At 70.0% G+C, this 21,011-nt stretch carries 18 protein-coding genes; 11 read left to right on the top strand and 7 right to left on the bottom strand.

The window, feature by feature from the left end; translation table 11 throughout:
* Positions 1-20: 20 nt before the first annotated feature.
* Together ACZ67T_RS43060 and ACZ67T_RS43055 are read right to left on the bottom strand one after the other, a co-directional pair.
* On the bottom strand, positions 21-695 hold the full coding sequence (locus ACZ67T_RS43060) for a response regulator (protein ID WP_469992136.1): 675 nt from the start codon (positions 693-695) through the stop codon (positions 21-23).
* The gene (locus ACZ67T_RS43055; protein WP_469992134.1) at positions 696-1,889 is read right to left on the bottom strand and encodes a sensor histidine kinase; all 1,194 of its coding nucleotides are present in this window, start codon (positions 1,887-1,889) and stop codon (positions 696-698) included.
* A gap of 210 nt (positions 1,890-2,099) precedes the next feature.
* Between ACZ67T_RS43055 and ACZ67T_RS43050 the strand changes: the two genes are divergently transcribed.
* The gene (locus tag ACZ67T_RS43050) at positions 2,100-3,584 is read left to right on the top strand and encodes an alpha/beta hydrolase (RefSeq protein WP_469992133.1); all 1,485 of its coding nucleotides are present in this window, start codon (positions 2,100-2,102) and stop codon (positions 3,582-3,584) included.
* 394 nt (positions 3,585-3,978) lie between these two features.
* Here the strand turns inward: ACZ67T_RS43050 and ACZ67T_RS43045 are convergent, their stop codons facing one another.
* The 3 genes from ACZ67T_RS43045 to ACZ67T_RS43035 all read right to left on the bottom strand — a co-directional run bounded on the left by ACZ67T_RS43045 (position 3,979) and on the right by ACZ67T_RS43035 (position 7,867).
* On the bottom strand, positions 3,979-5,178 hold the full coding sequence (locus tag ACZ67T_RS43045) for an amidohydrolase (RefSeq protein WP_469992131.1): 1,200 nt from the start codon (positions 5,176-5,178) through the stop codon (positions 3,979-3,981).
* Between the two features lie 30 nt (positions 5,179-5,208).
* Positions 5,209-6,660, bottom strand: coding sequence for an MFS transporter (locus ACZ67T_RS43040; RefSeq protein WP_469992129.1), 1,452 nt, complete (start codon positions 6,658-6,660; stop codon positions 5,209-5,211).
* Between the two features lie 130 nt (positions 6,661-6,790).
* A complete protein-coding gene (locus ACZ67T_RS43035) occupies positions 6,791-7,867 on the bottom strand; it encodes an Lrp/AsnC family transcriptional regulator (RefSeq protein WP_469992127.1) in 1,077 nt (358 codons plus the stop codon).
* Positions 7,868-8,163: 296 nt separating this feature from the next.
* On the opposite strand from ACZ67T_RS43035, the gene ACZ67T_RS43030 reads away from it, so the two are divergent.
* The 6 genes from ACZ67T_RS43030 (at position 8,164) to ACZ67T_RS43005 (ending at position 14,291) form a co-directional block, all read left to right on the top strand.
* Complete coding sequence (locus ACZ67T_RS43030) at positions 8,164-8,604, top strand: hypothetical protein (protein WP_469992125.1); 441 nt, start codon at positions 8,164-8,166, stop codon at positions 8,602-8,604.
* A gap of 367 nt (positions 8,605-8,971) precedes the next feature.
* The gene (locus tag ACZ67T_RS43025; protein WP_469992123.1) at positions 8,972-9,895 is read left to right on the top strand and encodes a 2-dehydropantoate 2-reductase; all 924 of its coding nucleotides are present in this window, start codon (positions 8,972-8,974) and stop codon (positions 9,893-9,895) included.
* Positions 9,896-10,018: 123 nt separating this feature from the next.
* The gene (locus ACZ67T_RS43020) at positions 10,019-11,107 is read left to right on the top strand and encodes a mandelate racemase/muconate lactonizing enzyme family protein (RefSeq protein ID WP_469992121.1); all 1,089 of its coding nucleotides are present in this window, start codon (positions 10,019-10,021) and stop codon (positions 11,105-11,107) included.
* A 147-nt stretch (positions 11,108-11,254) separates the two neighbouring features.
* Positions 11,255-12,613: an MFS transporter gene (locus ACZ67T_RS43015; protein ID WP_469992119.1), complete on the top strand. Its 1,359-nt coding sequence runs from the start codon at positions 11,255-11,257 to the stop codon at positions 12,611-12,613.
* A 47-nt stretch (positions 12,614-12,660) separates the two neighbouring features.
* Complete coding sequence (locus ACZ67T_RS43010; protein WP_469992117.1) at positions 12,661-13,503, top strand: fumarylacetoacetate hydrolase family protein; 843 nt, start codon at positions 12,661-12,663, stop codon at positions 13,501-13,503.
* Positions 13,500-14,291 carry an SDR family NAD(P)-dependent oxidoreductase gene (locus ACZ67T_RS43005; RefSeq protein ID WP_469992115.1) on the top strand — a complete coding sequence of 264 codons (792 nt, stop codon included), beginning with the start codon at positions 13,500-13,502 and terminating at the stop codon, positions 14,289-14,291. Before ACZ67T_RS43010 ends, ACZ67T_RS43005 begins: the two co-directional genes overlap by 4 nt.
* A gap of 44 nt (positions 14,292-14,335) precedes the next feature.
* Here ACZ67T_RS43005 and ACZ67T_RS43000 read toward each other — a convergent pair whose 3' ends face one another.
* Positions 14,336-15,022, bottom strand: a complete 687-nt coding sequence (locus ACZ67T_RS43000) for a GntR family transcriptional regulator (RefSeq protein WP_469992113.1) — start codon at positions 15,020-15,022, stop codon at positions 14,336-14,338.
* 147 nt (positions 15,023-15,169) lie between these two features.
* Between ACZ67T_RS43000 and ACZ67T_RS42995 the strand changes: the two genes are divergently transcribed.
* From ACZ67T_RS42995 to ACZ67T_RS42980, 4 genes are all read left to right on the top strand, one after another.
* The gene (locus ACZ67T_RS42995) at positions 15,170-15,943 is read left to right on the top strand and encodes a (Fe-S)-binding protein (RefSeq protein WP_469992112.1); all 774 of its coding nucleotides are present in this window, start codon (positions 15,170-15,172) and stop codon (positions 15,941-15,943) included.
* Complete coding sequence (locus tag ACZ67T_RS42990) at positions 15,940-17,427, top strand: LutB/LldF family L-lactate oxidation iron-sulfur protein (protein WP_469992110.1); 1,488 nt, start codon at positions 15,940-15,942, stop codon at positions 17,425-17,427. The genes ACZ67T_RS42995 and ACZ67T_RS42990 overlap by 4 nt, the downstream gene beginning before the upstream one ends.
* Positions 17,424-18,068 (top strand): LutC/YkgG family protein, encoded by a 645-nt coding sequence (locus ACZ67T_RS42985; protein WP_469992108.1) that lies wholly within the window; start codon positions 17,424-17,426, stop codon positions 18,066-18,068. Before ACZ67T_RS42990 ends, ACZ67T_RS42985 begins: the two co-directional genes overlap by 4 nt.
* A 536-nt stretch (positions 18,069-18,604) precedes the next feature.
* Positions 18,605-19,675: a beta-propeller fold lactonase family protein gene (locus tag ACZ67T_RS42980; protein WP_469992106.1), complete on the top strand. Its 1,071-nt coding sequence runs from the start codon at positions 18,605-18,607 to the stop codon at positions 19,673-19,675.
* Positions 19,676-19,815: 140 nt separating this feature from the next.
* On the opposite strand, the gene ACZ67T_RS42975 is transcribed toward ACZ67T_RS42980, so the two are convergent.
* On the bottom strand, positions 19,816-20,541 hold the full coding sequence (locus tag ACZ67T_RS42975) for a dienelactone hydrolase family protein (RefSeq protein WP_469992104.1): 726 nt from the start codon (positions 20,539-20,541) through the stop codon (positions 19,816-19,818).
* Positions 20,542-21,011 lie beyond the last annotated feature (470 nt).

Raw genomic sequence — 21,011 nt, 5'->3', positions numbered from 1 at the left:
GTGTTGCGTGCAGCCGGTCATTACTCGGCGTCACGGACGAGGAGCGCGATCTGTACCCGGTTCTCGACGGCCAGCTTGGCAAACAGGCCTGTTGTGTGCGCCTTGACGGTCGCGATGCTGATGTGCAGTCGCTCGGCGATCTCCGGGTTGCCGAGACCGTCCGCGATGGCCCGAGCGGTGTCGAGTTCTCGCACGGTCAGCGCGGACAGCTGTTCGCGCGCGGCTTCGCGGGACGAGCGGCGAGCCACGCCGGACTGCGGCCCGGTGGCTGCGGCGATCACTCGTGCCGTGGCCACCGGGGACAGCACGGGGTTCCCGTCCGCGACAGCCCGCACTGCGTCGAGGATCCGGGCCGGCGGGGTGTCCTTCAGGACGAACCCGAGGGCTCCGGCGCGCAGTGCGCCGAGCACCAGGTCGTCGGAATCGAACGTGGTCAGCACGAGTACCCGGGGCGGTGCCGGCTGGCTCAGGAGTTCCCGGGTGGTGCTGAGACCGTCACGGCCAGGCATCCGGATGTCCATCAGCACGACGTCCGGCCGCTGCTCGTCCACAACGGTGAGCGCGGCGTCCCCGTCGGCCGCCTCCGCGACGACGGTCAGGTCCGGCTCGCCGTCGATGACAAGTCGTAGGGCAAGGCGCACCAGTTGTTCGTCGTCGACGATGACGACACGCACCGGCTCTTGCTCGCCGTCCACTCAGCTTCTCTTTTCGTGGTCGTGGCCGTGGTGCGGCCAGGGCAGTCGCGCGGCGAGGACGTGCCCGCCGTCGGGCGTCGGATGGTGGCTGAGCTCTCCGCCGGCGAGGGTGACGCGTTCGGCGAGGCCGAGCAGGCCGAAGCCTGATGCCAGCGGTTCAGCGGTCATCACCGTGGTGGCGGGGGAGTTGTGGACGCTTACGCACAGTTCGTCGCCGGCTGTTCCTTCGACGGCGATGTGTACGTGGGCGCCGGGGGCGTGTTTGGCGGCGTTGGTCAGTCCTTCCTGGACGGCCCGGTAGCAGGTTCGTCCCACGACGTCGGACGGTTCCCCCGTTACTGAGGTGGTGAGCGTGACGTCCAGTCCCAGAGCGCGGGCGCCGGCCACCAACTCCGGGATCCGGTCCAGGGAGGGTGGTGGCGGTTCCGGGTGGCCATGGTCGGCGCGGAGCACGCCGAGGACATCTCGTAGTTCTTCCAGCGCTTGGTGGGAGCCGTCGGCGATGCCACGGATCAGCGCCCGGTTCTCCTCGGTGGGCAGGTCGCCGCGGTGGTCCAGGACTCCGGCCTGCATGGCGACCAGGGAGATCCGGTGCGCAAGCACGTCGTGCATCTCCCGGGCGATCCGGTTCCGTTCCTGGGCCCGTGCCTGTGCCGCCCGTGCGGACTGTTCCCGGTCCGTGCTCTCGGCTCGCGCACGCAAGGACCGCACCTCGACGCGCCGTGCACCGACGGCCACGCCGATGGACACCGCGATGCCCGCGCTCAGTGCCGGGAGCGCGAGTTGGAGCCAGATCGAACCGGGCGGGCTCTCGATCGAGTAGAGCACCGAGGTGAATTGCGACGCGGCCACGTAGACGAGCGCGACAACTGAGATCTCCACCGGCCGGCGCCGAGTGGAGAGGGAGCACAGGGCCACAAGCGCGGCACCGATGGCGAGTGCCGAAGCGCCCGAACCGATGGCAACCACCATGGCGACCGTGAACGGGACCCGTCGCCGCCACAGGAGCGCCGTCAGGCAGCCGAGTGCCACCAGCGGATCACCGGTGACGAACCAGGAACATGTGCCGGTCGCGCATCCTGGCGGCAGCGCCGCACCGGTGGCGAGCCAGAAGACGCCGCCCAGTGCCGCGGCCGCCACCAGCCGCCACGTCTGCTGCCACACCCCGAGTGGTGGCGCGACGTCCGTGTCCATCCGATCATTGTCGCGAAAACGCGCGGCCGATGCAGCAGCCCTCTCGAACACTCCCGACCACACCCTGAGGCGGAGCACCCCTTCGACTTTGGTCGAAGGCGACTCGGGTCGACGGGGCGATGTGCCGGTGACGCCGGATGAACAGACTCGTATCCGTCAACCGACCCTTCCGGCGCGCGACATCGTGGCGCCTGCTCAGGAGGACACCAGATGCACAAGATCTTGTTCCTGGCCCTCGCCGCCACCGCGGTCGCGGCGACGGCGATGTCGGGAGCGCCGGCGGCGGAAACTCCGGACACGGTGAGGGCCACGCCGGAACGCCTGCGGTGGGGCGCTTGTCCGCAGAACACCGCGTCGCAGACCGCCGGCGTGTCCCGTCTGCAGTGCGCGACGCTCGACGTCCCGCTGGACTACCGCGATCCCGATGGCCGGCAGATCGAGATCGCCGTGTCCCGCCTGACGAGCAAGGACCCCTCGAAGCGCCGCGGTGTGCTGCTGACCAACCCAGGCGGCCCCGGCAGCTCCGGGCTCGACTACCCGGCCGTCCTCGCCGGCGCCGGGCTGCCGAAGGACGTCGTCGACTCCTACGACCTGATCGGCTTCGACCCGCGCGGCGTCGGCCGCAGCACCCCGGTCACCTGCGACCTGACACCAGAGCAGCAGGCCCGGGGCAACTTCCCGTCCTACGCTCACACCGCCGCCGACGTCGCCAAGGAGGCGCCATACGCGCGGACCATCGCCGAACAGTGCGCCACGTCACGGACGGCGTGGATGCTGCGGCACACCACCACCGCGAACACCGCGCGCGACATGGACCGGATCCGGACGGCGCTGGGCGAGTCGAAGGCCTCCTACCTCGGTGCCTCCTACGGCAGTTACCTCGGCGCGGTGTACACGACGCTGTTCCCGGGCCGCGGCGACCGGATCGTGCTCGACAGCAACATGGTCCCCGGTGGCTACGGCCTGACGAGCTTCCGCCTGCTCGGCCGTGGCATGCAGGACCGGTTCCCGGACTTCGCGGCGTACGCGGCCGCGCACCCCGAGTACGGCCTGGGCACCACACCGAAGCAGGTGACCGCCAAGTTCTACGAACTCGCGAAACACCTGGACGCCCAACCGGTCGACGGCACCGACGGAGCGCTGCTGCGCGGAGTGACCTTCGACCGCCTCTACGTCGATGGCCTCCTGCCCCAACTGGCCAAGGAATGGCAGGCATTGGACGAGGGGGAACCACTGCCGGATCCTCCGCTGCCGATCTCGGAGAACTTCCTGGCCAGTCACCTGTACGTGACCTGCGGTGACTCACGCTGGCCCGGCAAGGTCCGCGACTACCAGCGCAATGCCGCGATCGACCGGCTGAAGTACCCGATGCTCGGCGGGATCACAGCCAACATCAAGCCTTGCGCGTACTGGCCGGACAACCGGATCGAGCCGCCAGTGCGGATCGGCGACCGCGGCCCCGCGAACGTACTGATGGTGCAGAACGAACGCGACCCGGGAACCCCCCTGGTCGGCGCCAGGAAGCTGCGCCGGGCCTTCGGCGACCGGGCCACGATGGTCACAGCCGACCAGGGTGGACACGGCGTCTACCCGTTCGGCCGCAACAGGTGCGCGAACAACACGGTGACCGCGTTCCTGACCGACGGACAGCGCCCGGCCGAGGACCTCGCCTGCGCGGCGGAACCGAACAAGTAGCGAGTAAGGGGCGGGCCCATACTCAAGGAGTGGAGGAACCGTCGTGCCTTACAGCGGGTCATGCCCGGAGACGGGCGGGAGTTGAAGCCTTTCTGCTGGTGGCAGCCGCCTTTTCGGGCACTGTTCCAGCTGCGACTGACAGGAGACGACGGCCGGGAGACGGTCTACGCCGTCGACGTCAGGCACTGGCAGAATCAGTCGTCCGGCAACGTCAAGGCCCACCTGTATCTCGAAGGCAGGCTGCACTCGGCAGGCGCTACCCGTGCGAGGCGGCTGGTGGGCGAGGTGAGGCCCGATGCCGGGGCCCGCTATCGGGTCGACCCTGACCACGCGGATCCCGAGGGGCGCCGGGCAGCGGCTGTCGGCCGGAGCAGGACTTCAGTGAGGAGCCGAGTCAGCTGGCCGTCGACTTCTCCGCCGATTCCGCGCGGCGCCGACGGTGCGCCTCCAGTACCCGATCCCGCTGCTCCGGGTCGGCGCACAGGTCGACGGCGGTCCAGGCCAGGGCGGTCGCGGCGTCCAGGACCGCCGCGTCGGCGGCCGGGGAAGCGGCGGCGACGGCGAACTCGGGGGTGTGCGGGGCGGTGTCGCAGTGGAAGCCGATGCCAGGGTGGATGGCCGGCATCAGATGCGTGATGTTGCCCATGTCGGTGGAAGCGCCGACAGAGGCGGTACGGCGTGGACTGCGGCCGCGTGCACCGATGTTGGCGGCGTAGGCATCGGTGAGCCAGGCGTCCTGGCGGAGTTCGGCGTACGCGGGGGTGGGCTCCGACAGCTCCAGCTCGCAGCCGGTCGCGAGGGCTCCCGCCTCGAAGCAGGCCCGGATCCGCGGCCACAGCTCATCCAGCTCAGCCAGGGTGTCGGCGCGGATCTGCCAGCTCATCCGGGTGCGGGCAGGGATCACATTGCTGCGGGTACCGCCCTCGGTCACGATGCCGTGCGCCCGGATTCCGTCGGGGAGCTGCTGGCGCAGCAGCCCGATCGCGGTCTGGGCGAGTACAGCGGCGTCCGCGGCGTTGACTCCGTGCTGGGGCGCGGCCGCCGCGTGCGCCGCCCGCCCGTGATAGGTGACCTGGACATGGCGCGAGGCCCGCGAACCGCTGCCGATCTCGTCGCCCTGGGACGGATGGGCCATGAGCGCTACGGACACATCGTCGAAGGCGCCGCCGCGCAGCAGATGGATCTTGCCGCCGCCGCCCTCCTCCGCGGGTGTGCCCACTGCCTGGACCCGTATACCGAGCTGCTCGGCGACCGCGGCCAGACCGATGGCGGCGCCCGCGCCGCAGGCCGCGATCACGTTGTGCCCGCAGGCGTGTCCGAGCTCCGGCAGGGCGTCGTACTCCAGACACAGACCCACCGTCAGATCGGCGTCGGCGGGCCCGGCCACCGCGGTGAAGGCGGTGTCCAGACCTGCCGTGCCGGACTCGACCTCGAATCCCGCCCGCGCCAGAAGTTCTTGCACCCGGGCCGCCGAACGGTGTTCCTCGAAGGCGACTTCGGGGTCGGCGTGCAACTCCCGGCTCAGCCGGTGCAGTTCACCGGCCCACTCGTCGACGCGCTGCTGGACGGTGGCCTTGTGGGAGGTGAGGTGCATGATGAACGGCTTTCTGCGAAGGGGGTTCTGTCAGGCGGTGGCGGCAGCCGGTACGGTGCCACGGCCGCGGGCGGGCAGAGCGATGATCCAGCAGCCGGCCGCGAGCAGACCGGCGCAGATCAGCCAGACGACCTGGTACGCGCCCTCCGACGGCGCGCCGCCGCCCGCCACCGTCACTCCGGAGAGCACCGCGGCGAACACGGCGCCGGCCGTCGAGCCGCCGACATTGCGGCTGACCTGGTAGACGCCGGTGGCGACACCGGTCTTCTCCTTCGGCGTGACAGCCACCAGGACGGTCGGCAGTCCGGCGATGACCACGCCGACGCCGATGCCCGCGACGACATTGGCGACGACGACCTGCCATGCCTGGCTGTGGGCCCAGGCGAGCAGCAGATAGCCGACGGCGGCGAGCGCGAAGCCGGCCGCGATGATCCCGCGCCCGCCGAACCGGTTCACCGCACCGCCGAACACATAGGAGCCGACGAACTGCGACAGGCCGACCGGCAGCGTGACCAGCGCTATGCCGAGGGTGGCGTAGCCGAAGCCGTAGCCGAGCGCGGGGTCCGCGGCGGTGAACGTCGACAGCGCAGACTGGGTACCGAACAGGGCGGCACCGATGGCGAACGCGACGACATACAGCGGAAGGACGTCGCGGCGGACGGTGAACCGCAGGTCGACCATGGGGTGCTCACGGTGCAGTTGCACCCTGGCCCACAGGCCGAGAGCCACCACGGCGCCCACGACGAGCGCGAGGAAGCCGGGCGAGGTCCAGCCGAGGCGCTGCCCCTGCGACAGGCCGACGAGCAGGGCGCCCAGACCGAGGGTGAGCAGCACCGCGCCGAGTACGTCAGCGCGCTCGCGCTTACGGGTGTCGGAGTCCGGCACCCAGCGCCACACGATCGGCAGACAGGACAGTGTGAGGACGGCCGGCACTGCGAGCACCACCCGCGGGTCGTCGCTCACCCGCGACACCAGGCCGGCGAGGAGCGTGCCCAGGGAGACACCGAGGACAAGTCCGCCGGTGAGCTTGGCGATCGCGGGCGCAGTGCGCTCCTGGGGGAGCCGGTCGCGGACGATGGCGAACTCCAGGGCCAGCCACACCGCGAGAAAGCCTTCGAGGACCCGGCCCGCGAGCAGCAGCGGGTAGTTGGGGGCGAGCGCCACCAGTACGGTTCCGGCCGCGACGCAGCCGACGGTGATCCGCAGCAGCTTCCGGTGGCCGTAAAGGTCACCGAGCTGGGCGAGGAGCGGCACGCACGCTGCTGAGGCGAGCAGCTGGCAGATGCTCACCCAGTTCAGCCCGGCAGCGTCGACACCGAGCCGCTGCCCGAGCGCGGGCAGTACCGGCGAGATGGAGCCCTGGATGACACCGCTGCTGATTTCCACGTACACGAGCAGGGCGACCAGCAGGCCCGGTGGCAGGGTGCGTCCTGCGCTTCCCGGTGAACCGGTCGTGAGCGCCTGCGCGGCATCCTTCGGCACGGCCATCTCCTCTTCACTGACAGGCGGGCGGGGGATGCAGGCATCGTGTGCGGCAGCGACGCCATGGGCCGCCCAATGCTGGATTTCCGCGAAGAGAGGGCTGCAGGTGTGGGATTCGTGCGCCGTACGGTCAGTCTCCGAGCTCCGGTGTCCGCGGCCGGGCCGGGATCGGATCACTCCACAGATCCAGCGGTACCGCGCCGACGCCGCGGCCGTCCGGCGACAGCAGGCGGCCCATGCGCTTGATGAAGCGCAGAGCGAGTGAACGGTCGACGATCTCCAGGGACGGCTCGCGGCGCATGATCTCCGCCTCGAGGCGGCTCGCCTCGGCGACCGAGCGCAGCCACACCTCGATCCGCAGGTTCGCCGGACCGCCGGTCAGCGCCGTGCACAGCCGCAGCCCCGGCAGATTCCGCAGGACGGCACCGGCCCGCTCCAGACGGTCGGGACGTACCAGCGCCCATAGATTCAGCGTCACCGGCACACCCGACCAGGGCTGGGCCACTTCGGCACGCAGCACCAGACGCCCGTCGGACAGCAGCCGCCGCAGCCGACGGGTCACGGTCGACTCGCTCACCCCGAGCCGGTGGGAGAGCTCCGTCGCGGTCCGCCGGCCGTCCTCGCCGAGCGCTGTGCTCAGCTTTCGGTCGAGTTCCGCCATCGGCCGCGCCGCCGATGCCTCAGGCGCCCGGGCAGGGCGATGGGGAGCGAGTGCGGCCTGCTGCTGCGCGTCCAGGGCCCGCAGTTCCCAGTGGCTGGCCTCCGCGAACAGCTTCGTCGACACATAGGTGCGGGTGGCGCGTACGCCGGGCACCTCACCCAGGTATTCCAGCAGATAGCGCGAGAGGTCGGACAGCTCGGGCATGAGCACCGTGAGCAGCAGCCCGCTGCCGCCGGTCGTGTGCTGGACGGTAACGGCGTGCACCGACGCGGCGAGAGTCCGCCCGACCTGTTCGGCCGCTCCCGCGGTGCAGTCGACCTGGATGTGCGCGCTGCTCATCTCATGCAGGTCGACATCGGCTGGATAGCAGGTGACCCACGCGCACCCGGCATCAGTCAGTCGCGCCCAGCGTCGGGCCGCGGTCATCGGATCGATGTCCAAGGCCTGTCCGACGGCCGTCCACGGCGCGCGCGGCGCGATCTGCAGGGCATGCACCAGTGCGAGATCGGTCTCGTCGACGAGGGACTCTCTGGGCGGCTGATACATGACGGACTCCAACACGTGCGACGACCTCGGCATTGTCCCGTACGCCGACCTCTGTCCTTGGTCACGAGCCGCGCATCACCTCGGAAGAAGAGAAGAGGAAGGATCTAAGGTGCCTGGGACCTGCCGCTCACACGTGGTCGTGTCGCCCAGCACTCTTCGTCGATGGCTCCGGAGGGGCAGTTATGGTGTGTCCTTTGCGGCGGTTGCTGGACGGCTACCTCGTACGACTCCGGGCTGGAGGTGACCAGCCGGGGGGTGGCCCTTGACCTCATTGCGTCCACCGGGTCCCTCGCGCGATGCTCGGTTACGGCGTCGGCGCCCTGGCCGGTACCACCCTCGGCGGCCGTCGCGGCGACGCCAAGAACCCCTGGACCACCGTGCTCCCCGCCGCCCTGCTGACCGCCCTGCTCCTCGGCGTGATCACCCTGTGGGCGACCAGCAGCGTCGTGGCCGTCGCCCTGATCGTGCTGCTCGGCTTCTTCGGCATCATCGCCAACCCGATCCTGGTCGGCCAGGTCGTCCGCATCGCCGGAGCCGACCGCTCGCTCCCGATGGCCCTCGCGACGTCCTGGTTCAACGTCGGCATCGCCACCGGCTCCTGGATCGGCGGCCTCGCCCTCGCCTCCAGCCTGGACCTGAAGGGCCCCTCCCTGGCCGGTCTGGTCCTCGCCGCCCTCGCCCTGCTGCCGATCGGTGCCCTGGCCTTCCGCAGAGGCTCCGCCGCTACGGGTGCCTGAGGTCCGCGCGATTCGGTCCGTGCCGGTCGACTGGCAGGACGCCCCAGCACGGGTGTGCCACTTTCGGCACGGCTGGAGTGATGAAGCCCCGGCAAGACCGTGCAGCACGGTGCCGCCGCGCTCGCCTGATGGCCGCCTCACCGGCGGTCGAAGGCGTCAGTGGCCGCTGCTGCCCTCGACCGGGGCGGCGTGGCACGCCTGTGGGCGCGGACCACTGGCGGGCGGCGTAGGCCTTGCGGGCGGGTGAACCGCCTCGGTGACGGCACTCTCGCCGGTGACTTGATTGGTATCGGTCGAGGGTTGTCTTCGCGTGGAATCTATAGCATTCTTTCGGCCGAGCGCAGTTCCTATATGAAATGGGTTGGCCGTGGGTGTAAATGGGAGCGAGCCGACCGGTCCGGATCCGGTCGCGATCGTCGGGCCGGGAGCTGTCGGCCTCGCGCTGGCGTCGCGACTGGCCCTGGAGGGGCATCCGGTCACACTCTGCGGGCGATCCGGATCGGCGGCCGTAGCGGAAATCGAGCTGACCGATCTTCAAGGCATCCGGACCGTGGCGGTCGACTGGCAGGACGCCCCGGCACGGGTGCGCCCCTTTCGCTGGGTCGTCGTGGCGACCAAGCTGCATCAGCGCGACGCGACACGTGCCTGGCTGGAAGGGCTGGTCGATCGCGACACCGTGGTGGTCGTCGCGCAGAACGGTGTCGAGCACCGGGACTGGCTGTCGCCGCACGTCGCGGGCGGTCAGGTGGTGCCCGCCCTCGTCCACTTCAACGCCGAGCGGCTGGGGAGAGGCCGGGTCGGGATCCGGCAGGACGGGGCGGGTCTGGTCGTCGGTGACGACGCTCCCGGGCGCCGTGCTCACCCGCTCCTCGAGCGGACCGGGCTCGGCGTGCAGGTGGTCGCCGACTTCACCACCGCGGCCTGGCACAAGCTGATGGTCAACGCTGTCGCCAACCCCGTCACCGCCCTCACCTCCCGCCGCGTCGAGGTCTTCCAGGACTCGTCCGTACGGGACCTCGCGGCCGCCATGCTCGGCGAAGTGGCCGCCGTGGGCCGGGCCGAAGGCGCTCGGCTGCCCGACGACGCCGTCGACGACGTCCTGGCGTGGATCGATGCCCGTCCGCCCGGGGCCGGTTCGTCGATGCTCGCCGACCGCCTGGCCGGCCGGCCGATGGAGCACGACGGGCTCCTGGGGGCCGTGGTCCGCAAGGCGCGCACGCACGGGATCGCAGTCCCGCTGTGCGCGGCCGTCCTGGCGCTCGTCGCGGCGCTGGACGGCGCGGACCACTGAGCCGCATCGCGCCATGAGGCGGGCAGGGGAGCAGCGCTCAGCTGTCGCGTGCCGACCGGGACAACCGCGGCAATGCGACGCAACGACGTCAAGTGACCGTAAGTACAGAGCTGGAGAACAGCAGTGGCGAAAGTGATCAAGGCGGAGGCCTACCTCGTCGACATCGAGGTGGAGACGGTGCGCACCGACGCGTCCCAAGCCTTCCTCAAGCAGGAGACCCTCTTCGTCGAAGTGACGACGGAAGAAGGCCTGACCGGCACCGGATACTCGTACACGATCGGCACCGGCGGCCGGGCGGTGCTCGCGATGTTGCGTGAGCATCTGCTGCCCTCGCTCATCGGCCACGACTCCCGCGAGATCGAGGGTGCCTGGCGGACGATGTACAACAGCACGCGCGCCACGATGGTCGGCGCGATCACCGCTCTCGGCCTGGCAGCGGTGGATCTCGCCCTGTGGGATCTGCGCTGTCTGCGGGCGGACGAGCCGCTGTGGCGCGTCGCCGGCGGGCACCGGTCGGCGGTTCCGGTGTACGACACGGAGCACGGCTGGCTCCAGCTCACCGAGGACGAATTGGTCGCGGGCGCCCTCCAGGCGCGTGAGCAGGGTTTCTCCGGTGTGAAGATCAAGGTGGGCAAGCCGACCCCTGGCGAGGACGCCGCCCGCATCCGGGCCGTGCGCGAGGCCGTCGGACCCGGCCTGGACATCATGGTCGACGCGAACCAGGCCTTCACCGCCGCCGAGGCCGTGCGCCGTGCCGCGCTCCTCGAGCCGTACGACATCGGCTGGATGGAGGAGCCGCTGCCCGCCGATGACGTGGCCGGGCACGAGCGGCTCGCCGCCTCGACGACCGTCCCGGTGGCGGTCGGCGAGTCCATGTACTCCCTGGGCCACTTCCGTGAGTACCTGCAACGCGGCGCCGCCGGGATCGTGCAGCCCGACGTGTCCCGGATCGGCGGCATCACACCGTGGCTGAAGGTCGCCCACCTCGCCGAGGCGTTCAACGTCGAGGTCTGCCCGCACTTCCTGATGGAGATCCACGTCAGCCTCACCGCCGCCGTGCCCAACGCCCGCTACGTCGAGTACATCCCGCAGCTCCGCGCCGTGACGACGCGGCAGCTGCGCATCGCCGACGGCCTCGCGCACGCCCCGTCCGAGCCCGGTCTCGGCATCGCCTGGGACCGCGACGCGATCGACGCCCGCCGCGTCGCCTGACTCAGGCCGCCGCTTCCCCCTTGCACGTCACTGCAACGTCCCCCCTTGCACGTCGCTTCAACGTCCCCCCTCGCACGTCGCTTCAACGTCTCCCCGCAATTCACTGGTCCCGTCCCGCTGTCCGCTTCAGCACACCGGAGGACGACGATGTCCACCCTGACTACGGTCAAGCCCGCCCAGACGGCGGCCGCGCACCGCCGTAGAGTCCTGCTCGCCTCGCTCGTGGGCTCTGCCCTCGAGTGGTACGACTTCTACCTCTACGGCACCGCCGCGGCCCTCGTCTTCAACAAGATCATTTTTCCCTCCTTCGACGCCACGGCGTCGCTCTTCGCCTCGTTCGGCACGCTGGCCATCGGCTACTTCGTGCGGCCGCTCGGCGGTGTCATCTTCGGCCGCCTGGGCGACCTGTTCGGCCGTAAGCGTGTCCTGGTCCTCACCCTGCTGGTGATGGGCGCCTCGACCGTCGGCATGGCGCTCGTCCCGACGTACGGGCAAGTGGGTGTGCTCGCCCCGATCCTGCTGGTCGTTCTGCGCGCGATCCAGGGGCTCGGCGCCGGCGCCGAGTACGGCGGGGCCGCCATCCTCGCGGCCGAGTTCTCCGAACCGCGGCGGCGCGGCCTGTACGGGGCAGCGCCGAGCGTCGGCGTCTACATCGGCATTCTCATGGCGTCGGGCGCCTTCGCGCTGGTCACTCAGCTTCCCGAAGACCAGTTCCTCGCCTGGGGCTGGCGGATCCCGTTCGCGGCCAGCGTGCTGGTCATCGGGGTGGCTCTGTTCATCCGGCTGCGGTTGTCGGAGAGCCCCGCCTTCGAGGCGGCGCAGGAGCGCGCGGAGACGACGGAGGTCTCGCCGGTGCGGGACGTCGTGCGTCATGAATGGAAGGCAGGCCTGGTCGTCTTCGGCCTGCAGACTGCGCAGAACGTGGTCGCGTACCTGAACCTGACGTTCCTGGCTGCCTACCTCACCGACACCCTCAAGATGTCCAGTTCCACGGGACCCATAGCGGTCACGGTCGGCACGGCGGTGACGGCCCTGTCTCTGCCATTCTTCGGATGGCTCACCGACCGCGTCGGCCGCAGGCCGGTGGCCCTGGCCGGCACCGTCTTCTCCGCCGCCTTCGTCTTCCCGTACTTCTGGGTCATCGACCACGTGCACACCTCGCTCGGCGTCACCCTGGTCGTCGTGGTGAGCATGGGCATCGGCGTGGGCTGCATGTTCGCTCCGCAGGCCGCCTACTACAGCGAGCTGTTCACGGCGCGCTCCCGCTTCACCGGCCTTGCTCTGTACCGGGAGGTGGCCGGCGCCGTCACGGGCGGGCTGACCCCGCTCATCGCTGTCGCCCTGGTCGCCGCGGCGGGAGATCGTTCCTGGGGCGTCGCCCTGTTCGTCGTCGCCTCCTGCGTCGTCGGCGCCGCCGCGGTGGCCCTGGGACCCGAGACGCGAGGCCGCGACCTGGCCGCGACGACCGTCACCGAACTTCGTGCCTCGACCGGCACCTACCGCTGAACCAACTCTCAGGAAAGCTCCTCAGGAAGGCTTTCAGGAAAGGCATCATGCGTATCGCCCGCCTCGGCCGTCCAGGCCAGGAGATTCCCGTCGTCCTCGACGGCGACCGCGTACTCGATCTGCGCGGTGTGACCTCGGACGTGACGCCGGAGTTCCTCGAACACGGCCTGCCCGCACTCGACGTGACCGCCCTGCCGGAACTCCCGGACGCAGCAGGCCTGCGCTTCGGCCCGCCGGTCTGCCGGCCCACCGCGGTCGTCTGCGTCGGCATGAACTACGCCAAGCACGCGGCGGAGTCCGGCGCCGAACCGCCCACCGAGCCGGTCGTGTTCCTCAAGCACCCCAACACGGTGGTCGGCCCCGACGACCCGGTCACCATCCCCCGGGGCAGCACCATGACGGACTGGGAAGTCGAGCTCGGTGTCGTGATCGGACGGCGCACCAGCTACCTCGACTCGCCCGCCGACGCCGCCGCCCACATCGCCGGGTACGTCCTCGTCAACGACGTCTCCGAACGCGAACTGCAGCTGCACACCTCGGGAGGCCAGTGGTCCAAGGGCAAGTGCGCGCCCACGTTCACGCCGGTCGGGCCGTGGCTGGTCACCGCCGACGCCCTGGACCCCGCGGCGGTACAGCTGCGCAGCCGGGTCAACGGGGAGGAGCGCCAGGACTCCAGCACCGCCGACCTGATCTTCTCCGTACCCGAAATCCTTTACCGTCTCAGCCAGTTCATGACTCTGGAGCCCGGCGACCTGATCCTTACCGGCACTCCCGAGGGAGTCGCCCTGTCCGGCCGCTTCCCCTACCTGAGTGACGGGGACGTCGTGGAGCTGGAGGGCGAAGGGCTCGGAAAGCAGCGCCAGACCATGGCCGCGGAGGGAAACCGATGACCGACGAGAAGGCTCCGATGACACAGCACCTCCCTGAGTACGCGGGCCTGGTGGCTGTGGTGACCGGCGGAGCGTCCGGCATCGGCCTGGCCACCGCGCGTGAACTGCATGCGCGCGGTGCCGAGGTGGCCGTGCTCGACCTGGCCGAATCGGACGAGCCGTTCCTGCATGTGCGCTGCGATGTGACGGACGACGCGGCTGTGCGTGTGGCCATCGACACGGTGACGGACCGCCTGGGCGCAGTGAACGTCCTGGTCAACAACGCCGGGATGGGGGCCCAGGGCACCGTCGAGGACAACGCTCCCGACGAATGGCACCGGGTGCTCGACGTCAACGTCGTCGGCATCGCCCGCGTGACAACGGCGGCCCTGCCTGCTCTGCGCAAGGCAGCCGCCGGCGGAGAAGGGCACGCGGCGATCGTCAACATGTGCTCGATCGCCGCGACCGCCGGTCTGCCCCAGCGCGCCCTCTACTCGGCGAGCAAGGGCGCGGTCCTGGCTCTGACGCGCGCCATGGCGGCCGACCATCTGCGCGAGGGCATCCGCGTCACCTGCGTGAATCCCGGCACGGCGGACACGCCCTGGGTGAACCGTCTGCTGTCCATGGCGGACGACCCGGAGGGCGAGCGGGCCGCCCTGGCGGCCCGCCAGCCCAGCGGCCGGCTGGTCAGCGCCGCCGAAGTCGCCCACGCGGTCGCCTACTTGGCCAGCCCGTTCTCCGGCGCCACGACCGGCACGGACCTTGCGGTGGACGGCGGCATGCAGGGACTGCGGCTGCGCCCGCAGTGACCTTCGGGGTCCCGCGGGCGTGCGCCTCGTGCGGCGAATGCCGTTCAGGGAGTGCGCGCCCGCGGGGGCTGGGGCGGGGTGTCCGGCCGATGCCGGACGCGGCTGGAGCGCAGATGCGCCGCCATCGCCTCCGCCGCTCGTTCCGGGTTACGCCGCACCAGCGCGTCCAGGATCTGCTCGTGCTCGTCGATCGTGGTGTCGGCCGCTCCCGGCGCGCTGGTGAGGCGGAACAGGTGCAGATGGGCATGGAGCCGGTTCACCGCGTCCGCGAGCAACGGCCGCCCCGCAGCCCGCGCGAGCGTGTCGTGGAACTCCTGGTCCAGCAGGGCGAAGCGATGGTAGACCGCGTAACTCTCGCCGGTGTCGGGGTGGTGGCGCGTCTTTTCGACGATGTCCCGCAGCAGTTGAAGGTCCGCGTCGGTCGCGTTCTCCGCGGCGAGTGACGCGGCTCGCGGCTCCAGAAGCAGCCGCATCTCGAACAGGTCGCGCAGGGCGTCCGGGTCGAGAAGGTCGGTCGCCCGGTAGCCGGCGTTCGGCCGCTTGACCACGAGACCCTCCGACTCGAGGCGCGCCAGGGCCTCCCGTACCGGGGTCGCCGACACATCGAGCTGACGGGCCAGCGCCTCGATGCCCACCCGGGCCCCAGGGGCGATGCCATGGTCCATGACCATTGCTTTGATGGCCTCATATACCCGACTGGTGGGCACATCCTGTTGAATCTTGTTCCCCATGCCACCAATCATAGAGAATCCGCAGACCAACGGCGACGTCCTGCCGGCGTGACCGAACTGACCGGCCCGACGAACCGCCCATTTACCCGATCCGGAGCCGAACGCATCCGTGACTGATCACATGCGCAACGAGACGAAGGGGCCACGATGCGTGTCGCGCTCTTTTTGACCTGTGTCAACGACACGCTGTACCCGGACACGGGCCGTGCCGTGGTGAAGCTCCTGACCAGGCTGGGCGTGGAGGTGGACTTCCCGGCCGCCCAGACCTGCTGCGGGCAGCCGCACTACAACACCGGCTACCGGCGTGAGGCCGAACCACTGGCCCGGCATTACTCCGATGTTTTCGGGCCTGGACTCGCCTCCGGCGAGTACGACGCGATCATCACGCCGTCCGGATCGTGCGCGGCGATGGTGCGCGAGCTCTACCCGAGGATGGGCGAGCGGGCCCACGCGGAGGGCCGTGGCGACGGTCTCGCGACGACGCTGGCACCGGTGATCCCGAAGACGTACGAGCTGACCGAGTTCCTGGTCGACCTGCTCGGCGTGACCGATGTCGGCGCCCACTTTCCGCACAAGGTGACCTACCATCCGACCTGCCACGGCCTGCGCTCCCTGGGCCTGGGGGAGCGCCCCACCCAACTCCTCAAGGCAGTCAAGGGACTTGAGCTGGTCGAGCTGCCGGGGGCGCAGGAGTGCTGCGGCTTCGGAGGCACCTTCGCCGTGAAGAACTCGGATGTGTCGGCTGCGATGGGTGCGGACAAGGTCCGCCATGCCGCCTCGACAGGGGCCGATGTGCTGTGCGCCGCGGACAACTCGTGCCTGATGCATATCGGCGGCACCATGACCCGGTTGAAGGTCGGCATGCGCCCGGTGCACATCGCGGAGATCCTGGCGAGCACGGAAGAGGAGCCCCTGTCATGAGTGGCACATTCGTCGGGATGCCGGCCTTCCCGAAGGCCGCGCACGACGCCGTACGGAACACCACCCTGCGCGCCAACCTCAAGCACGCCACCCACACCATCCGCGACAAGCGGGCCAAGGCCGTCGCCGAGCTGGACGACTGGGCGCACCTGCGCGAGGCCGGCAAACAGATCAAGGACCACACGCTCCATCATCTCGACCACTATCTGGTCCAGCTCGAGGAGTCGGTGACGGCCGCGGGCGGTACCGTGCACTGGGCCGCCGACGCCGACGAGGCCAACCGGATCGTGACCCGCCTGGTCCGGGAGACCGGCGAGAGCGAGGTGGTCAAGGTCAAGTCGATGGCCACCCAGGAGATCGGCCTCAACGAAGCACTCGAAGAAGCCGGGATCGCCGCCTACGAGACCGATCTCGCCGAGCTGATCGTGCAGCTCGGCCACGACCGCCCCTCCCACATCCTCGTGCCCGCCATCCACCGCAACCGCGGCGAGATCCGCGACATCTTCGCCAAGGAGATGGGCGAGTGGGGCCGCCCGGCCCCGGACGGGCTGACAGACACCCCGGCCGAGCTGGCCGAGGCGGCCCGCCTGCACCTGCGCGAGAAGTTCCTCCGTGCCAAGGTCGGCATCTCGGGGGCGAACTTCATGGTCGCCGAGACCGGCACCCTGGTCGTCGTCGAGTCCGAGGGCAACGGGCGGATGTGCCTGACCCTGCCCGAGACGCTGATCTCCGTCGTCGGCATCGAGAAGATCGTGCCGGCCTGGCGCGATCTGGAGGTCTTCCTGCAGACGCTCCCGCGCTCCTCGACGGCCGAGCGCATGAACCCCTACACCTCGATGTGGACCGGCACCACCGACTCCGACGGCCCGCAGACGTTCCATCTGGTGCTGATCGACAACGGCCGCACCGACACCCTCGCCGACGAGGTCGGCCGCCAGGCCCTGCGCTGCATCCGCTGCTCGGCCTGCCTGAACGTCTGCCCGGTCTACGAGCGGGCCGGCGGCCATGCCTACGGCTCCGTCTACCCCGGCCCCATCGGTGCCATCCTCAGCCCCCAACTGAGGGGTACGGCAAGCGAGATCGACGCCTCACTCCCCTACGCCTCAAGTCTGTGCGGCGCCTGCTACGAGGTCTGCCCGGTCGCCATCGACATCCCCGAGGTGCTGGTCCACCTGCGCGAGCGGGTCGTCCAGGGCGGCGAAGTGACCAGGCGCGGCGCCAAAGTCACCCTCAAGCCCGCCAAGGGACACGCCGGCGAACGCGCCGCGATGCGCGCCGCCCGCTGGGCTTTCACCCACCCGACCGCCCTCGCCACCGGACAGCGTCTTGCCGCCCGTACCCGCCGCTTCCACCCGCGTACGCTGCCCGGCCCCGGCAAGGCCTGGACCGCGACGCGGGATCTCCCGAAGGTCCCGGCGGAATCCTTCCGCGACTGGTGGCAGCGGACCAACGGCGGAGACAGCGGAAAGGACACAAGCAAGTGAGCAGCAGGGACGTCATCCTGGACCGGGTTCGCAGAGCGCTCGGCGGCCCGGCCGGGGCCCCGACGACGCACGACACGGACATCGACCGCGACTACCTGCACGAACACGGCGACCGCACCACCACACAGACCGTGGAACTCCTCGCCGAGAACCTCGCCGACTACCGGGCGATCGTGCACCGGTGCACCGCGGGCGAATTGGCCGCGACCGTGGCACGGCTGCTCACCGAGCACGGGTCCCGGTCGGTGGTGGTCCCGAGCGGGCTGCCCGAGGAGTGGCTGACACGGACCCGCCAGACACGGGTGGCCGACGATGCGCAAAGCACCCCTGCCACACTCGACCAGGTCGACAGCGTCGTCACCGCCTGCGCCGTCGCCATCGCCGAGACCGGCACCATCGTGCTCGACGGTAGCCCGGACCAGGGCCGCCGCCGCGTCACCCTGATCCCCGACCACCACATCTGCGTCGTCCGCGTACCGGACCAGGTCGTCTCCTCCGTCCCCCAGGCCCTCGAACGGCTCGACCCGACCCGCCCGCTGACCTGGATCTCGGGACCCTCCGCGACCAGCGACATCGAACTCGACCGTGTCGAAGGGGTACACGGTCCGCGCACCCTTGAAGTGATCCTGTTGCGCGGGTGATCCGTGATCAGGGATCCGGTGCGCAGCATGCCCTTGAACCTGAGGAATGCATCGCGCGCCAGGTCATTCTCGAACGCTGTGTAGCGCGGACCCTCGAAGGCCGTGCTACGCAGCTCCTCGACGAGCGTGAGGTCGCGGGCGATCCGCTCCTCCCGGTCCCCAGGCAGGTCGAGCGAGCGATCGAGGTCGATTCCGTGGACAGACAACACCTCTCCTGTGTTGTCGACTCTCCCGTGTCGTCGACCGAGGACCTGTGATCACTGATCGGACGGACACATCCGCTCAACTGACCAACCCATCGAAGAGACATGCGTGAGGGGTGTGACCGGATTGGCACCCAGGTATACGTGGCCAATGGTCGGCGGCGCACTGGTTGTTGTCGTAGCAGGCGCCGTTGTGCTCTGGGTGAGGTTGCGCTGGGTGCGGCCGGTCAGGACGGAGTCGTCGTAAGTGGCTTCCGGTGGACGGTGTGCCGTTCGGTCAGCCTGAGCGTGAGCCTCACGTGGCTTTCCGCTCTGGAGCCCTAGCGTGGCCCCATGACGAGACATCAGGAAATGGGGCAGCGAGCAGCCGTGGTGCTGGGTGTGACTGCAGCGCTGATGGGACCGGGAAGCCTGGCCGGCGCAGCCGTCGGGACGCCGGCAGCCGGGCTGTCCTCGCGGCCCGATGCCCTCGTTTACGTCGCCAACCTCCACTCCGACACGGTGTCGGTCGTCGACTCCGGCACCGGCAGCGTCGTGGGCAGCGTTTCCGTCGGGGACGGACCGGACAGCGTGGCCGTCACCTCGGACGGCTCCCGCGTCTACGTCACCAATTCCGCGTCGGACACCGTATCGGTGATCGACGCCCGTACCCGGAGGGTCATCGCCACCGTCGCCGTCGGGGATGAACCGAGCAGAGTGACCGTCTCTCCTGACGACCAAAACGTCTACGTCGCCAACGTCGGGTCGGACAACGTGTCGGTGATCGACGCCCGCACTCGTGCCGTGACGGACACCATCGCGGTGGGCGATGCCCCGCTGGGCGTGGCGGTGACACCCGACGGATGCACCCTGTACGTCGCCAATGCCGCGTCCGGCACCGTCTCAGTGGTCCGGACCTCCACCGGAGCGGTCACCGGCACCATCCCCGTCGGCAGCGGACCGACCGCTGTGGTGCTCACCCCCGACGGCCGGCACCTGTACGTCTCCAACCTGGCCTCGGACGACGTGTCGGTGGTCGACGTGCACGACGGTGCGGAATCGGACCGCATCCCGGTCGGGGACCAGCCTGCGGGAATCGGGGTGCGCCCGGATGGCCGCCAGGTCTACGTCGCCAACGTCGGCTCGGACAACGTGTCCGTGATCAGCACCCGCGGCCGTGCCGTCACCGACACCGTCGCCGTGGGAGACGGCCCCAACGGCCTCGCTGTCAGCCCGGGCGGCTCCCTGGTCTACGTCAGCAACTTCGACTCGGACACCCTCTCGGTCATCGACACCTCGACAGACCGCGCAACGGACACAGTGGCCGTGGGCGACGGGCCGACCGGCGTGGCAGCGTCACAAGGAAATAGAGGGCCTGACTCGGGGTCCGAGCACCGCGCCAGTGCGGCTCGCCTGAGCACATGAGCCCACGCCGGCCAGGACTTCCACACCGGCCGCGGTCTCGGCTCGTGGGGTTTACGGGAGGTAGGACCGGAATACGCCAGAAACCTGCCGTGGTATCGCTAAGAGCTGGTCAGCAGGTGGCAGAGCTTGGACTGGCCAGATCACTCCGTCACGGGCAGGTTCTCGGCGAGCAGGTCGACGACGTCGCGCCAGGCTCGCTGCGCGTGCCGGGGGTGGTAGCCGACGCCGGGGACCACGGGGTGGTCGACCGGCGGGTGGTGGAAGGCGTGCAAGGCGCCGCCGTAGACCACGAGGCGCCAGTCGACGCCTGCGGCCTGCATCTCGGCGGTGAACGCGTCCCGTTGCGCGGGCGGCATGATCGGGTCTTCCGACCCGACCCCGGCCCACACCGGGCAGCGAATGCGCGCAGCTTCGCCCGGCCGGCCTGTGGTCAGTGCGTTGACTGTCCCGATCACGCTCAGGTTGACGCCGTCGCGCCCGAGTTCCAGCCCGATGGCACCCCCTGTGCCGTAGCCGACGGCGGCGATCCGGTCGGGGTCGGTCCGCGGTTCGGCGCGCAACACGTCGAGCGCCGCGTGGCCGATGCCCCGCATCCGGTCGGGGTCGGCGAGCAGCGGCATACAACGGGCCAGCATCTCCTCGGGGTCGCCCAGATAGCGCCCGCCGTGGAGGTCGAACGCCAGCGCCACGTATCCCAGCTCAGCCAGGGCATCGGCCCGGCGGCGCTCTACGTCGCTGAGACCCATCCCCTCGGGCCCGAGCAAGACTGCGGGCCGGCGGTCGACACCGGCCGGGAGCGCGAGGTGCCCGATCATCGTCAGGCCGTCGGCCGGGTACTCGACCGTGCGCGTTGAAATCGTCGTCATAGACCGGACTGTAGGGACCGTCGAGCCCGGCCGGGCCGGGATTCACCGCTGGCAGAACAGCGCGGGTGCGCCTCTCAAGTGCCGAACTCCGCCCGCGCTCTCCTGGAACGGCCCTTGGAGGCCAACCCGGAGACTTCACTACAAACCCACGGGTCCACCCCCTGACATCAGTGCATCGGACCCGCGGGTTCCGCCCGAAGCACCTTCAGTTTTCGCGAACTCGCGGGAGTCATCGGCCGGGACTGGTAGGCCCACATGTTGAGGTGTCGCGTATTCCTCGGTGAGGCCAGTCGTGGTGTCACCGTGTGTGGTCGCAGAAGGTGCCCTCATCTGCTGGGCACAAGCCCCGGGTCGTCCGCTGCCTGTGCGCCGTTCCTTGACTTGCTCCTCGGGCTGAAGCCCGAGGATTCTGGCCTTCTCGATCGTTGCTGTGCCGCTACGCGGCAAAGGTTTCGGTCGGGAATCCGTGG

It is taken from the genome of Streptomyces sp. NPDC107517, from assembly GCF_055582645.1.
The sequence above is the reverse complement of the archived record's forward strand: the minus strand, read 5'-3'. Positions and strand labels throughout refer to the sequence as shown.

What these genes read in the sequence shown, in the direction of transcription:
- ACZ67T_RS43035 (WP_469992127.1), bottom strand. Translation starts at nt 7,867, where the DNA reads ATGTATCAGCCGCCCAGAGAGTCCCTCGTCGACGAGACCGATCTCGCA.
- ACZ67T_RS43010 (WP_469992117.1), top strand. Translation starts at nt 12,661, where the DNA reads ATGCGTATCGCCCGCCTCGGCCGTCCAGGCCAGGAGATTCCCGTCGTC.
- ACZ67T_RS43050 (WP_469992133.1), top strand. Translation starts at nt 2,100, where the DNA reads ATGCACAAGATCTTGTTCCTGGCCCTCGCCGCCACCGCGGTCGCGGCG.
- ACZ67T_RS43000 (WP_469992113.1), bottom strand. Translation starts at nt 15,022, where the DNA reads ATGGGGAACAAGATTCAACAGGATGTGCCCACCAGTCGGGTATATGAG.
- ACZ67T_RS43045 (WP_469992131.1), bottom strand. Translation starts at nt 5,178, where the DNA reads ATGCACCTCACCTCCCACAAGGCCACCGTCCAGCAGCGCGTCGACGAG.
- ACZ67T_RS42990 (WP_469992110.1), top strand. Translation starts at nt 15,940, where the DNA reads ATGAGTGGCACATTCGTCGGGATGCCGGCCTTCCCGAAGGCCGCGCAC.
- ACZ67T_RS42980 (WP_469992106.1), top strand. Translation starts at nt 18,605, where the DNA reads ATGACGAGACATCAGGAAATGGGGCAGCGAGCAGCCGTGGTGCTGGGT.
- ACZ67T_RS42975 (WP_469992104.1), bottom strand. Translation starts at nt 20,541, where the DNA reads ATGACGACGATTTCAACGCGCACGGTCGAGTACCCGGCCGACGGCCTG.
- ACZ67T_RS43005 (WP_469992115.1), top strand. Translation starts at nt 13,500, where the DNA reads ATGACCGACGAGAAGGCTCCGATGACACAGCACCTCCCTGAGTACGCG.
- ACZ67T_RS43015 (WP_469992119.1), top strand. Translation starts at nt 11,255, where the DNA reads ATGTCCACCCTGACTACGGTCAAGCCCGCCCAGACGGCGGCCGCGCAC.
- ACZ67T_RS43055 (WP_469992134.1), bottom strand. Translation starts at nt 1,889, where the DNA reads ATGGACACGGACGTCGCGCCACCACTCGGGGTGTGGCAGCAGACGTGG.
- ACZ67T_RS42995 (WP_469992112.1), top strand. Translation starts at nt 15,170, where the DNA reads ATGCGTGTCGCGCTCTTTTTGACCTGTGTCAACGACACGCTGTACCCG.
- ACZ67T_RS43030 (WP_469992125.1), top strand. Translation starts at nt 8,164, where the DNA reads ATGCTCGGTTACGGCGTCGGCGCCCTGGCCGGTACCACCCTCGGCGGC.